Raw genomic sequence first — 14654 nt, forward strand, 5'->3', positions numbered from 1 at the left:
AATTCAGATTTCCATGAAAAAAGCACGTTTATTTTCGATAGCCTTGGTTTTTATTTTGTTTAGCGGCTGTAGCAGTGTCAAAAGCCTGAATCCACTAAGCCTCCTTACTGGAAATAGTTGGGCTCTTTCTTCCCTACTAGGTCAAGGTCTAGATCTATCGCAATTTTCCGGTGGAGTCCCTTTTCTCAACTTTATGGATGATGGAAAACTCACTGGTTTTTCGGGTTGTAATAATTTCAATGGAAGCTTCAAGCTCGAAGGAACTGACATCAACCTAGACCCTGGTGCCATGACTCGAAAAGCCTGCCCTGGAACAGGAGAGCAGGATTTTATTTCTGCACTGAGTCAAGTTAAAAACCTTAAGGTAGGCAAGGATAAATTGACACTACTTGATGGAGCAAAAGAATTGATGAGTTTTGTCCCGAAAAATTAGCCTAGGCAATCAGTTCAACGGGACTCTCTTTTCCTTTGAATAGGACTTTATCGCCACTGCCTTTTCCCATGACACTCTGTGCCAAAGGTGATGCTGCGCTGATCAAATAAACGCCTTGCTCATTCACCGTAATTTTACCAACTGCGGCAGCGATCAGAAAATATTCTCCGGCAATTCGGATCAAAGACCCTTCTCTAACATTTGAGCTCTGGGATTTTACGCTTTGCACACGATAAATTTCATCTAAAAGGTTGGAATTGGAGGTAATTTGAGATTCAACCTGCCTCAGATCCTGGGTAAGCATTTCCCTACCGGTTTCAAACTTATCTCCTGCACTGCTTTTATCATCTTCCAAAATTCCATCAGAAATAGCTTTTCGCTCTTCTTTCAATTCCTGGATTCTTGTTTTGAGGATCGAAACGGCCTGTTTGAATACCTCTTCTTTGTTCAAGCTCATTGGTTACATCCCTCTTTCCGACGGGTATCGATGATATAGGAGATTTTCCATCCTTCAGCAGTGCGGACAAGTTGAAATGAATTGACCCCGCAGTGGCTAAATTGATCATTCACGTAGAATTCATAAGGCGTCCAGGCTGCAGCAAGATCTCCGTCTACTTTGATTTGATAGTCCAGGATCCGCTCATCCAGATTTACATCTTCTGGAGTGGTGGCGATCCGATTCACAAAATCAGCGACTGAATTACTTCCAAGAGTACTCCCATTTTCGCCTGCTACCACAGTTTGCATAGGTGCTGTTTCTAAAAAAACCGCACCCGCGGCGACACCGTCTTTGGTACGCATTGCATCAAAAAGCTGCTCGATCACCTTTTGAACCTCCATCTCTGGAGTCTGGGCCATTGCCTGCTTTTGAAGCCCAATCATCAAGAAGGCCAAGATTACTACTAAAACATTTTTCATATTATACTTCACCATAAAGTTTGAAAGTCATATTTCGAAGAGCATCATTATTCACTGCATAGTGCATGGCCTCTGCAATTTCTTCAGGGCGGACCCATTTCGAAAAGTCTGAATCGGGCATAGATTCCCTGTTTGGTGGAGTATCAATGATACTTGGAACGAAAACATGAGAACGAATAGAGGTGTCCTGCGTAAAGCTGGCAACCATCTCCGCAAGATTGATCACCATGCTTTTACTCATTGCATAGGCAAAAGTTCCTGCCGCATCCACTAGCTGTAAAGCTGGCCTTGCTCCCACAAAAAGGAAAGTGCCTTTATTCTGCTTTTGCATCAAAGGAAGAAAGCCTTTGACTAAGTGAAAGGCACTGTAAAAATTCAGCTGAATCATTTGATCTAAGTCTGCTTTTGAGGTTTCTTCCATAGAACCCATCGCAAATCCTCCTACCAAAAGTGCTAATGCATCCAGGTCATTGTACTGCAATTGATACTCTTTGACAAAAGCCTCAACTGCCGCTTCATCTGCGACATCTACCTCATAGCTATCATCGGCTTCTTCTACTTCTTCATTTTTTCCGGGATGCAATAGGGCAATGACTTTATAGCCTTCCCGCTTAAATTTTTCTACAACAGCTCCTCCCAAATTACCCGCAGCACCTGTGACAATAATATTTCGAGTCATTCCAATTTTAATGGTTGATAATTCCTAAAATTAACTGTTATTTTTCGATTCTATTATGAATGATATAAAAACCAGTATACGAAGCAAAGAGAACAGGAGAAGAGGTTACTTTTTTCTCAAGCTGATCTTATTGATTCTCTTACAAATAGCCTATGTGGCAGATACACCTGTGCATCGATTTTTGGAAGAGCATGCATCCCTCACCAATCTACTCCGGGCTGGTATTTTTCTGCTGAGTGCACACTTGGTTATCTCTCTTGGCCGGTTTATCACTTTGGGGATTTATTTAAAGAAAACTGCAGAGACAAAGGTTCAGCCAAATTTCGTCCTTGGAATCAACCGGATAGCCACCATCCTGAATTTCTTTGCCTTCCTTATTTCCTTGATGCTTGCCTTCGGAATCAGACCCTTGGAGTTTTTGACTTCCATCACTATTGTCGCAGCTGCTATTGCGCTACTTACAAAAGAATACATCACCAATATCGTAAACGGTTTGATCCTGATGTTTTCAGAGCAGCTGGAAATAGGAGACAAAATCAATGTGGGAAATAAAACTGGTTTCATTCGGGATATTACCCTTGTGAATACGGTCTTAAAAAGCGAAACAGGTGAATTGATTTTCATTCCCAATTCCATAATTCTATCCACCGATGTGGTGAATTATTCTAAAAACAACACGCACCAAGTCGTATTCGATGCAGAAATCCCCTACTCCAGTGATTTACAATTGAATCAATTGGAGGAGAGCCTCACACAGGTTTTGAAAGAATATGGAGATCTCGTGCTGACCGAAGGTGCCCAACTGAATATCCTGGAGCGAAAGTCCGATAATATCCTGATGCGCTATCAATTCCCTATTCGATCAGGTGAAAAAATCAAAGAAGCGCAAGTCCGTAAGGCCATCAATCAATCCTTTTTGAACTGGAAAAATGAACACAAAAAAGTCTAATTATTTTGACCTTGTCTATCAGGTGGTGCGCGAGATTCCTCCCGGAAGAGTATGCACCTACGGAACAATCGCTCATTATTTGGGACTAAAAAGCGGTGCTCGAATGGTGGGTTATGCTATGAACGCGGCTCATACCCTACCGGACGTTCCAGCCCATCGAGTTGTAAATAGAGTAGGAGTTTTGACTGGAAAGCATCACTTTGCCACTCCTACCCGAATGCAAGAACTATTGGAACTGGAAGGAATCCATGTAGAAAAAGATCAAGTTCAGGATTTCGACAAGCTTTTTTGGGATCCGGAGAAAGAACTCGGGCTTTAATTCTTTTGACGGAAAAGATACAGCCCCAAAAACATCAAGAGACCATTCAAAATCAAAGCCTCAAACCCAAACTTATACCCCCAAAACCATCGCTCTGAATTTGAGCTAATGAAAAAGGTAATCAGAGGGGCTGCTACAGCTAGAAATGGGACCATATTATCCTGAACTTTCATTTTTGTGAACAATCCAAAAGCATACAATCCCAGAAGAGGCCCGTATGTGTATCCCGCAATGATAAATACCGAATTGATCACACTTTGATCATTGATCCAGTGAAAGATCAGGATAGCCAAAAACATGATAAACGTAAAAGCCAGGTGGACTTTTTTTCTGACTGACACCTGTCTGTCCTTTGGATATTTTCGCTCGATTTCTAGAAAATCAATACAAAAGGAAGTGGTCAAAGCAGTAAGCGTTGAGTCTGCGCTGGAGTAGGCTGCCGCCGTTATTCCCAGGACAAAAATGATTCCTGCATAGGCAGGAAAATGCTGCGTCGCCAAAAATGGGAACAATTCATCGGATTTCTCGGGAAGTGCAAGCCCTTGCGTCTCCGCAAAAAGATATAACATTACCCCCAGTCCTAAGAAAAGTAGATTTACAAAGACCAAGATGATTGTAAACCAAAACATATTTTTCTGAGCATCCCCAATATTTCTACAGGTCAAGTTTTTTTGCATCATATCCTGGTCCAGGCCAGTCATGACAATAGTGATAAATGCTCCGGAAATAAACTGCTTGAAAAAATTAGTCCCGGCTTTCCAGTCCCAATTAAAGATGGAAGACCTCGAGTCTTCGGATACCCGGCTGAAATAATCTGAGATCCCTGAAAACTCCAATGCGTCGCCGACCACAATGATGCAAACAACCACCGATGCAAGCATAAAAAAGGTCTGTAGCGTATCGGTCCAAACCACCGTTTTGATCCCTCCCCGGTGGGTGTAAATCCAAATCAGGCCTACTGTAATTAGGACCGAAACCCAGAAGGGAATTCCTAAGGAATCGAACAGAATCAACTGTAAAACTGATGCCACCAAGAAAACCCTTAGAGATGAGCCTAAGGTCCGCGAAAGAATAAAAAAGAAAGCACCAGTCTTGTAACTGTAAAAGCCAAATCTATCCTCCAAATAGGTGTAGATCGAAATGAGATTCAATCGATAATATAAAGGCAATAGAACCTTAGCAATTGTAAAATAGCCGAGCGTGTATCCAAGTACAACCTGGAAATAATAAAAATTAGTATTGCCAACTTCACCCGGAACTGAGATAAAAGTGACTCCAGAAAGCGAAGCTCCAATCATTCCAAAAGCCACCAAAAACCATGGAGATTGCCTATCACCAGTGAAAAAGGTATCTGAAGTCACCTTTCTTGATGTCAACCAAGAGATGACAAAAAGCAACAAAAAATAGCAGGCGATAACAATTAGTACTGTTTGTGGATTCATAAAAGAGAAGGCTTGAAACCGCTAAATTTGACCATTATTCTTAATTTTGCAATATGATTTACCTTCAAAACGATCTACCCCAGCTGGAGGAAGAAGAAATTTTAATTGAAGATTTGCTGGACCTGGAGGAACATGACCTAGTTGTATTCAATGACGATGTGAATACTTTTGATCATGTCACCCATGTTTTGATGAAAGTCTGTAAGCATACCCGAGTACAGGCTGAGCAATGCACATTAATCATTCATTACAAAGGAAAATGTGCTGTCAAAAAGGGGAGTTTCGAAGATCTGAAACCCATGTGCGAAGCGATCCTTGATGCAGGAATTCAAGCCACCATTACTTAATTTCCACTTTTGTGAATCTCCCTTCAAAACTAATCGAGGATGCCGTTACCGAAATATCCAGGCTGCCAGGCATCGGCAAGAAAACTGCTCTTCGACTCGCCCTTCATCTTCTTAAACAACACGAAGCTCATACAGAGGCATTGGCGCTATCGCTGACTCGAATGAGGCAAGAAATCAAATATTGCAAGACTTGCCATACTATCTCCGATGATGAGGAATGCAGCATCTGCAAAAGTCATAAGCGTGACTCGTCTACCATTTGCGTGGTAGAAGATATCAGGGATGTACTAGCTATCGAAAACACCAATCAATACAATGGAAAATATCATGTTTTGGGCGGTGTCATATCACCTATTCAAGGGATTGGACCCGAGGAATTAACCATCGAATCGTTGGTAAATAGAATTTTAGAATCTGCAAAAAGTGAACCGGTTAAGGAAATCATTTTGGCGCTAAGCGCTACCATGGAAGGAGATACCACTGCTTTCTACTTGGGCAAAAGACTAAAAGAAACAGGCGTAAGTATCAGTACTATCGCAAGAGGTATCCCTGTAGGGGGTGAACTGGAGTTTACAGATGAAGTCACCTTGGGAAGAAGTATTATGACCCGGATTAATTATAGCCAAGAGTAATTAAATATTTGTGGGTATTAAATCCAGTTCTATATTTGCAACTCAAACAAGGGGGATTAGCTCAGCTGGCTAGAGCGCTACACTGGCAGTGTAGAGGTCATCGGTTCGACTCCGTTATCCTCCACCATAAAAGCTTCTTAATAGAGAGGCTTTTTTTATTTAATACCATCTGAATTAACCCATCTCGATAGCTGTAGGATGGTCAGAGCGTCCCGAAAGCATTCGGGAAGGTCCCCGAAATACTTCGGGGCAAGCTATCGGTTCGACTCCCTGCCTTTGCCGGCAGGCAGGCGTTATCCTCCGCTGTCAAAGCTTATTGAAAGAGGAGCATTTTTTATCTACTAAAGCTTAGTTACATAGGACTGCAGCTGATTGGTTCATTTGGGATTTTGTTCAAACACCTTTTTTCAAGCTATCTCTCCAAAAAGATTAGGAGAATAGCTTTGACGGATTCTACCCGGGCATAACTCCAAAACTCATTTTTTTTGAATACAGTTAAAAAAATAATTTTCTCATAAAGTAAAATGGGACCAACGTCAAAAAAAATACTGCTAAACAACCTTTTAATGATACATAGGAATAAGTAGATAACTCATGGATTACCAATGACTTAAATCATTTTTTAATGTTAATCTGTTTTGTACATTTGAAACCCAATTAGGATTAAGTGAAGTGAAACGGAAAGGCAATATTTGGCTAATATTTGGGTTATTCTTTTTACTGAATACCGCCGGAGAGGTATATGCCCAATGTCCTCAAAACAACTTCACAGTAACTGGTTTTCAGTTGCGGGATGAAAATGGAAATCCATTTTCTGTAACTGATGACTATGAGCTAGGCGAGCCAGTCAACGGAGAACTATGGGTCATTCTTGGAGGCTCTTCAACTAATGGATATAACCTGAGATTCTTTTTTGATATTGTCATCAATGACGTTCTAATCGCAGATGAGCAATACGAATGTCTTTTTTCTGGTGTACAAGCCCAGCAGAATGTTTGGGTGAAGGTTCGGGATTTTACTTGGAATTGGGGGGATGTGGTAGACATTAAAGACATTTTCATCTATTGGACCACGGGTACAGCCGATCCAAATTCTACTTGTGTCATTAGCACCAAAAACAACATTAACTCACAATGCTACGGCAACCTTGAAGGCTTTACTGCTGCTGTTCCATTATTTCCAAAATTCGATTTCCAGTCTAATGGGATTTGCAATACGACCATTGAATTCACTTCGCAAACTATAGGTGGATCACCACCATACAATTATACTTTCGAATGGGATTTTGACGGACTAGGGACTGCTACCGGACCAAGTCCAGTTTTTGATTTCCCTGCTACAGGCACCTACACTATAGGACTTACCGCAGATGACGGAGTGACAACTACTACCATCTACAAGGATATTTTCATTGATCCTAACTTTGGTATTCAGGTGACTATTTTCCCTACAAAAATCGATGATGATACCGGGATCATTTATGTGGAAAGTGTCACTGGAGGTACGGAGCCTTACAGCTTTGTATGGACAGGACCTGATGGTTTTTACAGTACAAATAGAAATATATTCGGCCTGAGCACAGGCTTATATACACTGACTGTGACCGATGCTAATGGATGCTCTCAAACCGTGGAATACTTTCTAGATGTTGCTTCTGTTCTATCCTTAGATCTTTCCTACTTTGTAGGAGATTGGTCTCCAAAGACAGGAAAAGTAACCCTCAACTGGGAAACGAATCGAGAGATAGAACCCGGTACTTTCGAAATTCAAAGAAAGAATAGTGATGATGAGCCTTTTCAAACTATCGGAACCATTCAAATTCCTAATTCAAAAACCGAAAAGACTCCTTACTCCTTTCAAGACACAAATTTCCCCTTTAATCAAGACCACCTCTATTACAGAATAAGAAAAAAAACAGAAGAATTCGATTACTACAGCTCTGTTCTCTTGGTAAAACGAGAGATACCCAAAGAGATGATACCCAGTTGGACTTTATTTCCAAACCCAAGCTATGCAGGTCAAAATTTAGAGTTAGCCTATCTGGGAAAAGAAAAAATCTCAGGAGGAAATGTGAAACTACGCCTGTTGAATACTACGGGTGAGCTAAGAGAAAAAACAGTTCCACTCCCCACAACTTCAAGGTTCATAATTAATTCGTATTTTGGGTATCTCCCAGCTGGCTTCTATATTTTGGAATTACAGTGGAACAATCACTCTGAGCAAATCAAAATACTTAGAAATTGAGCTTTATGAAAACAATAAGACTTCAAGCCATCACTTTTTTGATGGCTATTTTTTTTCTCTCTTCCTGCTCCTGTCAGCCTGAGGACATCCTAAAAATAGCGTTTAAGGGAATGGAAAAAATGGTGGGAGATGGGTTTGTTCCTTCGGATGAAATTCGCGCTTTAGGTGATTTCCAAGGCACCTCTGTGAATTTGAAGCGGACAAATGATGAATCTATAATTATTCTTAAATTGGAGAATGGAGATCCAAAGCTATTGGGAGACTACCCCGAAGTACTTGCCAGAAAATGTGCTGAAATCTACCTCAGAGACTTTGAAAATTCTGAAAACTATGAAAAAATCGTGGTTCAATTTATCCAAACTGATCCCTTAAACCCGGATAATTTTGCCATGCAAGAACACGAATTCCAAACCAAAGATTTTCTCTAAACCATCAAACCCTAGATACTATGAACATTCCTGAAGAATTCAAAAAACCACCTCTGAAGCTTGGTGATTGGATCATTAATGTTTTGATATCCAAGCTGCCTCTAATCGGATTCATTATGTTGATCGTTTGGGCAGTAGATAAAAATACCGATGTCAACAAATCCAATTGGGCCAAATCCGAATTGATACTTCGCTTGATCGGATTTGTGATCGGAATTATCATCTTCTCCGTGATTGGATTCGGGTTTTTAACAGCCTTTTCTGAGAACGTGAATTGGAGTGATTTTGATTAATCCCTCAAAAATTAAAGTAAATCCGAGCCGTCCTCGACTTCTTCAACAGCCTTTTCCAGAAAGTCCAAAAAGGGCTTCATAACGGAAAACCCTCGGAAGGCAAGGTTCAGAAAATTACCCGAGTTTACATCCTTGTCTGCAATTGGGCTGGAAACGATGAAGCTTTTCATCCGAAGAAATTCGATATATGGATGATCTGCGTCATAATCCCTAGGACTTGTCTTAAGTTTCTCTCCTTCGATGGTAGGAAATAATTTGGCAAACTCCGGTTCGCTGAGAATTCCCGTTAACTCAGCACCGGAGTAATCAATTTCCTTTCGAATTTTCTTCAGTGTTTCTGCCATTGGCATCCAAATGCCTCCTGCAAAAAATGAATTGCCTGGCTGAATATGAAGGTACCAGCCGGGCCCCTCCGATTTCTTTCCTTTTGGGGAAAAATAGGCTGCAAAGTTGGTTTTATAGGGATCCTTATTAGCAGAAAAACGGATATCTCGGTTTTGCCTGAAAACACAGTCTTTTGGCTTGAAAGCAGACAGTGCCGGCTCGAGTTCTGAGAGATTCTTTAACATGACCTCCACATCCTCTAAAAATTCTTTTCGATTTGACTGATACCAATCTCGGTTGGCATCCATCCAATCTTTGTGATTATTTTGAGAAAGCGCAGAAAGAAAATCTAGATAAGGCCTCATAATTTCTAGTTTGATAATGGATGTATCTTTTTAACCCTTAGAAAAAGAGAGAGTTTAAATAAAATCAACCAAGCCTTCCAACTTCATCCCTCTACTTCCCTTGATCAGAATCATGTAGTCTTCAAGCTGACTGTCCTGAAGCCAATTTCGGAATGAAAAAGGATCGGGAAAATACAGGGCCTTCGGTGCCTTAGTGAGTGCAGAAACGATGAGTTTTCCTGTGAAACAAACCTTATCAAACTCATACTCGCTGACTATCTCGCCTAATCTTGCATGCTCCGCCTCGGCATGCTCCCCCAACTCATACATATCTCCTAGGATGATCATTTTATGCTTCTTACCCTTCATCTGTCCGAAGGTCCGAATCGCTGCTTCCATACTCGATGGATTGGCATTGTAGGCGTCCAAAATGATTAAATTACTCCGCTTTCCGACCAATTGGGAGCGCATATTGGAAGGCTTGTAATTCAAAACTGCCTCCACTGCTTGATGCATATCCACTCCAAAAAACTTCCCGATAGTAAGCGCAGTGGCAATATTTCCAAAATTATAAGCTCCGATCAGGGAAGATAGTTGCTCCCCATCTACCCCCTCGACCGAAAACTTTACAAAAGGATCGGCACTCAAAAATTGAATTTCGCAAAAATCCCCTTCGGAAGGATACAAAACGGGCTCTTTGAATCGCTTGACCATATTGCTCAAGATCGGATCCTGACTGTTGATGAAAACCGTCCCTTTATTTTCTCGCAAGTGCTGGTAAAGCTCTGTTTTTGTCTTCAAAACACCTTCAGGCCCACCCATTCCCTCTAAATGAGCTTTCCCAATGTTGGTAATGAAACCATGTGTGGGTTCGGCAATTTCACAAAGCTCCTGAATATCCCCTTGTTTATTGGCTCCCATTTCGATGATTGCCATTTCATGCTCTTTCCTGAGAGAAAGTAAAGTCAAGGGAACGCCGATGTGATTATTGAGATTTCCGATTGTAGCCAAAGTCTTGAATTTGGTCTTCAAGACCGCGTTCAGTAATTCTTTGGAAGTAGTCTTTCCATTGCTACCGGTAAGACCAATGATAGGTATGTCGAATTGATGTCGATGATAATTGGCCAGTTTTTGCAAGCAAACCAAAGCATCCTGACAGATAAAATAGCGCTCATCATTTTCCAAATAGTAAGCAGGGTCATCGACCACCACTCCAGAAGCACCCATTTCGAGAGCCTTCGTAGCAAATTCATTTGCATCGAAATTTGGACCTTTCAGGGCGAAAAACAGATTTCCTGGTTCAATTTTTCGGGTATCAGTACTGACTCCTGTACTTTTGAGAAAAGCTTCGTATAGGGTGATGATATTCATGACTTAATTTTAATAGTCCAAAATAAGCGAATCCATCTCATTTTTGGCTTTTGGCAACGTTTTATCTTTAAATTCGGTTTAGAATTTAGCCATGCGAAGATTACTCTTACTTTTTTTTATCCCACTCTTATCCTTGACTAGTCGGGGTCAGACTACTTTTACTTTTGATAAGAACACAGCAGTCAATCTGGAAGGCAAGACTTTAAGCTCCCCTTGGAGTGGGGGAATCAATTCAGCTCAAATCCAGACGATTGATCTAAATGGCGACGGAGCGGAAGAGTGGGTCACATGGGATATCAATTCCCGGCAACTCTCGGTCTTTGAAAAATCAGGTGAGGAATTCATCCATCAACCTGAATGGGCCTACTACTTCCCGGCGGATATCAGTGGTTTTTTGGTCCTGGCCGACTTTGATGCTGATGGCAAGAAGGACTTATTCACCTCCACAGCCAGAGGTATCAAAGCATACCAAAACACTTCTTCCGGCAACTCCATTTCCTTTGAACTGGCTCAAGACTTTCTTCCATTGGATAATGGATCAAATATTCAAGCCAATAATCTCGACACACCGTTGATTCAAGATTTAGATGGAGATGGAGATCTGGACTTGGTAATATTCAATTTTGCTTCAGGGGACTATCTGGAATTCTATGAAAACACTTCAATAGATCGAAGTGGCAGCCCGGATATCGACGGCTTTGCTTTTCCAGTGAGGCATTGGGGATTATTTGAAATCTGTGCCTGCGGTGATATCTCTTTTGGACAGACTTGTGCTGGCATAGATTTAAGAGTTAGTTCTACTGAAAATGCCCGAATCCAGCACGCTGGCGGCCATTCTCTTCTCTATCAGGACTGGGATGGAGACGGTATTTCCGATTTGCTTTTAGGCCGCGATGAGTGCGATATCTTATACTTCCTTCCTAATAAAGGAACAGAAACCGATCCGCTTTTCGACGAATTTTCAACCAGTCTTCCAAGTCTCGGTGCGCTACCCCGATTCCCGATTTTCCACAATCCGGAGCTGATCGATGGAAACCTGATTATCAGCTCTAATTCTAATGAGGCCTCCATCGTTTATGGGGTTGATTTTTCACAATCGATTCTTTCTTTTGACGGAAACACCAGCCCTATTTTGCAGGATCAGATCTTGGATTTGGGAGAAAATACAAGGCCTTTTTTCCTTGGAAATCAAAATGGAGGAAAACTCTACCTCAGTGCCAATGTGACCCGTGAAGGAGAAGTATTGGGTGAAATCCTTGAATTCGATTTCCAAAATGGAGCATTTGAGGAATCACTCTCTCTTTCAAATGTGGGAGAGTTGGGACTTACCGAAATTCAATATTTAGAGTTTACCGATGAATCCAATCAAACCCATCGACTCCTGACAGGAATCCGTTTTGAAGGAAATATCCCGAAACAACGGATTTTTGAACTTCTCAACAACCGATGGACTGAGATTACTCTTTCAGGATATGAACCGAATCGGGGAGATTATTTAGCCTTTTTCAACTACCAAAATCAGGTTCATCTGCTGGTGGCAGCTCAAAATGGAGGTTTGGATTTGTACAAAGTCGACTTCGAAAACAAATCAGCCCAATCACTAGAAAGCGATTTTCTGGGCTTTCAGGACAACCCTGCCAATAGAAACTTGACTGTGGCAATCAAGCTTGGTGATCAACCCGGACTCTACACCGTGGATCAACGGGGAATTTTGAGCTACATCGATAACTTCATGGAGCAAAGTCAGCGGGAAGAAGTACAAATCCAAATCGGAGGTGAAAACTTCACAACTCGACTGGGTAGAAATACCTGGATTACCTTGCTACCGGATGTTTTGGAAGGTAATCCAGATTTGATTTTAGGTACGCGAGCCGGTGGATTGATTTATCTCAAGGCCTCGGAATCCGCCATTTCTCCAAGTGAAGGGATTCAGCTAATTATTTATCCTAATCCTACATTGGGACCGTTGAAGGTCATTTCCAACCAATCCGGAATAGGGCGGATTGTGAATGCTTTGGGCCAGGTGATTTTATCAGATATCAGCCTAGAGGCTGGACAGGAATTGGAGATTCAGTCAGACTTTTACACACCGGGACTTTATATTTTTCAGCTTCAAACTAACAACCGTAATTCTATATCAAAAAAGTTCTGGGTAAGGTGATTGAGATTAGTTTTGTTTGGATACAGGAAATATCCTAGCTTTCCATACAGAATAAACACCAACTTATGAGACATATTTATTTCCTAGCCTTCTTGGCCTTTTTCGGATTTGCCTGTAATAGCGGCCCAGAAAATCCTGCTGATAAAATTTTTATTAACGGTACCATCTACACTGTGGACGAATCCAATCCGAAGGTCGAAGCAGTAGCCGTAAAGGATGGGATGATTCAATCCATTGGAACCACCACAGAAATCCAAGAACTGGCAGGTGAAAATACAGAAGTCATCGATCTTGAAGGAAAAACCATGACTCCGGGATTTATCGAATCGCATGCCCACCTAATGGGAATCGGCTACAATAAGCTGGAGCTTGACCTGATGTATGTCAAAACCTACGATGAGCTGGTTGAAAAAGTAGCCGAGGCAGTAGCCAAAGCCAAGCCGGGAGACTGGATCACAGGCCGTGGCTGGCATCAGGACAAGTGGATCGAAAAGCCCGAGAAAATGGTCAAAGGTTTCCAAACCAATGAGCCTTTGAATGAAGTATCTCCAGACAATCCGGTATTTCTTCGCCACGCTTCAGGCCATGCTTCCTTTGCAAATTCTAAAGCTTTGGAATTGGCTGGAATTGCCAATCTAAAAGGAGAAAGACCGGGAGAAGTAGAAGGCGGAGAAATCATCACCGATGAATTAGGAAATCCCACGGGAGTATTGACCGAAAGAGCCTCCTATCTCGTGGCTCGATTGGTTCCGGAAGAAACTCCTGAACGAGCGGAAGAAGCTTTGACTTTAGCCTTACAGGAATTGGTGGAAAAGGGAATCACTTCTTTCCATGATGCAGGTTCCGGCCAGGATGTGATTGATTTGGTTCAGAAGTTTAAAGACGAAGGCAAACTCACGGTTCGCCAATACATCATGCTAACGGGCCGACAGCCTGAACTTTTGGATGAATGGTACAAAAAAGGACCAATGATCGATTCAGACCACATGCTTACGGTAAGGTCTATCAAACTAAACTGCGACGGCGCACTGGGTCCAAGAGGTGCCTGGTTGCTGGAAGATTATGCGGATAGACCAGGTCATCGGGGACATGAAACGCTTCCCATGTCTGTCGTAACTGAGGTATCTGAAAAGGCCTTGCCGCTAGGATTTCAGGTTTGTTCTCATGCTATTGGAGACCGCGCTAATCAGGAGATTTTGGATAGATATGAAGCAGCTTTTGCCAAATTCCCAGATGCAACCGATCACAGATTCAGAATTGAGCATGCCCAGCATTTGCATCCGGATGATATTCCGAGATTCGGGGAATTGGGAGTGATAGCGGCCATGCAGGCCATTCATTTGAGTTCGGACCGTCCTTGGGCCATTGATAGACTTGGAGAAAAGCGCATCATAGACGGAGCTTATGTATGGCAAAAGCTTTTCCAAACCGGTGCCAGAATCTGTAATGGAACGGATGCGCCTGTAGAGCCGGTAGATCCTATTCCTTCCTTTTATGCCTCTGTAACCCGTAAGACCTTGGAAGGACTTCCCGAGGGAGGCTATGAAGGCGATCAAAAAATGACCCGTGAGCAAGCTTTGAAGTCCTATACGCTAGACGGTGCTTATGCCGAGTTCGAAGAAGATTTCAAGGGTTCAATTGAAGTAGGCAAAGCAGCGGATTTCACGGTCTTTGATCAGGACATCATGGAGGTAGCTGAGGATGAAATACTAAAAACCCAGGTTGCTATGACCGTGATGGGAGGACAAGTGGTTTTTAAAAGACAATAAT

The 14654-nt window shown here is 42.0% G+C and carries 16 protein-coding genes and 1 tRNA gene; 11 read left to right on the top strand and 6 right to left on the bottom strand.

Annotated features, from left to right (window positions below; translation table 11 throughout):
• The first annotated feature begins 13 nt into the window (after nt 1-13).
• On the top strand, nt 14-433 hold the full coding sequence (locus OU792_RS02035) for an META domain-containing protein (RefSeq protein ID WP_024284583.1): 420 nt from the start codon (nt 14-16) through the stop codon (nt 431-433).
• A gap of 1 nt (nt 434) precedes the next feature.
• On the opposite strand, the gene OU792_RS02040 is transcribed toward OU792_RS02035, so the two are convergent.
• From OU792_RS02040 to OU792_RS02050, 3 genes are read right to left on the bottom strand one after another with little or no spacing between them, the layout of a single operon-like run.
• Nucleotides 435-890, bottom strand: coding sequence for a hypothetical protein (locus OU792_RS02040; RefSeq protein ID WP_274669329.1), 456 nt, complete (start codon nt 888-890; stop codon nt 435-437).
• Nucleotides 887-1351: a nuclear transport factor 2 family protein gene (locus OU792_RS02045; protein ID WP_274669330.1), complete on the bottom strand. Its 465-nt coding sequence runs from the start codon at nt 1349-1351 to the stop codon at nt 887-889. The genes OU792_RS02040 and OU792_RS02045 overlap by 4 nt, the downstream gene beginning before the upstream one ends.
• Before the next feature lies 1 nt (nt 1352).
• Nucleotides 1353-2030, bottom strand: a complete 678-nt coding sequence (locus tag OU792_RS02050) for an SDR family NAD(P)-dependent oxidoreductase (RefSeq protein ID WP_222584545.1) — start codon at nt 2028-2030, stop codon at nt 1353-1355.
• Between the two features lie 55 nt (nt 2031-2085).
• On the opposite strand from OU792_RS02050, the gene OU792_RS02055 reads away from it, so the two are divergent.
• The gene (locus OU792_RS02055) at nt 2086-2979 is read left to right on the top strand and encodes a mechanosensitive ion channel family protein (protein ID WP_274669331.1); all 894 of its coding nucleotides are present in this window, start codon (nt 2086-2088) and stop codon (nt 2977-2979) included.
• Nucleotides 2960-3298, top strand: coding sequence for an MGMT family protein (locus OU792_RS02060; RefSeq protein ID WP_222584544.1), 339 nt, complete (start codon nt 2960-2962; stop codon nt 3296-3298). Before OU792_RS02055 ends, OU792_RS02060 begins: the two co-directional genes overlap by 20 nt.
• On the opposite strand, the gene OU792_RS02065 is transcribed toward OU792_RS02060, so the two are convergent.
• Nucleotides 3295-4740, bottom strand: coding sequence for a sodium:solute symporter (locus OU792_RS02065; RefSeq protein ID WP_026947927.1), 1446 nt, complete (start codon nt 4738-4740; stop codon nt 3295-3297). The genes OU792_RS02060 and OU792_RS02065 overlap by 4 nt on opposite strands.
• A gap of 53 nt (nt 4741-4793) precedes the next feature.
• Between OU792_RS02065 and OU792_RS02070 the strand changes: the two genes are divergently transcribed.
• The 6 genes from OU792_RS02070 to OU792_RS02095 all read left to right on the top strand — a co-directional run bounded on the left by OU792_RS02070 (nt 4794) and on the right by OU792_RS02095 (nt 8684).
• The gene (locus OU792_RS02070) at nt 4794-5087 is read left to right on the top strand and encodes an ATP-dependent Clp protease adaptor ClpS (RefSeq protein ID WP_026947926.1); all 294 of its coding nucleotides are present in this window, start codon (nt 4794-4796) and stop codon (nt 5085-5087) included.
• 11 nt (nt 5088-5098) lie between these two features.
• Nucleotides 5099-5719, top strand: coding sequence for a recombination mediator RecR (gene recR, locus OU792_RS02075; protein ID WP_026947925.1), 621 nt, complete (start codon nt 5099-5101; stop codon nt 5717-5719).
• A gap of 50 nt (nt 5720-5769) precedes the next feature.
• Nucleotides 5770-5846: transfer RNA gene (locus OU792_RS02080), tRNA-Ala, on the top strand.
• 545 nt (nt 5847-6391) lie between these two features.
• Nucleotides 6392-7963 carry a PKD domain-containing protein gene (locus OU792_RS02085; RefSeq protein WP_274669332.1) on the top strand — a complete coding sequence of 524 codons (1572 nt, stop codon included), beginning with the start codon at nt 6392-6394 and terminating at the stop codon, nt 7961-7963.
• Between the two features lie 5 nt (nt 7964-7968).
• Complete coding sequence (locus OU792_RS02090; RefSeq protein WP_035484379.1) at nt 7969-8391, top strand: hypothetical protein; 423 nt, start codon at nt 7969-7971, stop codon at nt 8389-8391.
• A gap of 20 nt (nt 8392-8411) precedes the next feature.
• Nucleotides 8412-8684, top strand: a complete 273-nt coding sequence (locus tag OU792_RS02095) for a hypothetical protein (RefSeq protein WP_274669333.1) — start codon at nt 8412-8414, stop codon at nt 8682-8684.
• 11 nt (nt 8685-8695) lie between these two features.
• Here OU792_RS02095 and OU792_RS02100 read toward each other — a convergent pair whose 3' ends face one another.
• Both OU792_RS02100 and OU792_RS02105 read right to left on the bottom strand, forming a co-directional pair.
• Nucleotides 8696-9373: a DUF2461 domain-containing protein gene (locus tag OU792_RS02100; RefSeq protein WP_134202572.1), complete on the bottom strand. Its 678-nt coding sequence runs from the start codon at nt 9371-9373 to the stop codon at nt 8696-8698.
• Between the two features lie 54 nt (nt 9374-9427).
• Nucleotides 9428-10723 carry a UDP-N-acetylmuramoyl-tripeptide--D-alanyl-D-alanine ligase gene (locus tag OU792_RS02105; protein WP_274669334.1) on the bottom strand — a complete coding sequence of 432 codons (1296 nt, stop codon included), beginning with the start codon at nt 10721-10723 and terminating at the stop codon, nt 9428-9430.
• A 91-nt stretch (nt 10724-10814) separates the two neighbouring features.
• On the opposite strand from OU792_RS02105, the gene OU792_RS02110 reads away from it, so the two are divergent.
• On the top strand, nt 10815-12884 hold the full coding sequence (locus OU792_RS02110; protein WP_274669335.1) for a T9SS type A sorting domain-containing protein: 2070 nt from the start codon (nt 10815-10817) through the stop codon (nt 12882-12884).
• A 65-nt stretch (nt 12885-12949) separates the two neighbouring features.
• Nucleotides 12950-14653 carry an amidohydrolase gene (locus OU792_RS02115; RefSeq protein ID WP_274669336.1) on the top strand — a complete coding sequence of 568 codons (1704 nt, stop codon included), beginning with the start codon at nt 12950-12952 and terminating at the stop codon, nt 14651-14653.
• Nucleotide 14654: the final 1 nt, after the last annotated feature.

Origin of the sequence: Algoriphagus sp. NF, from assembly GCF_028823735.1 — a bacterium.
Taxonomy (GTDB): Bacteria; Bacteroidota; Bacteroidia; order Cytophagales; family Cyclobacteriaceae; genus Algoriphagus; species Algoriphagus marincola.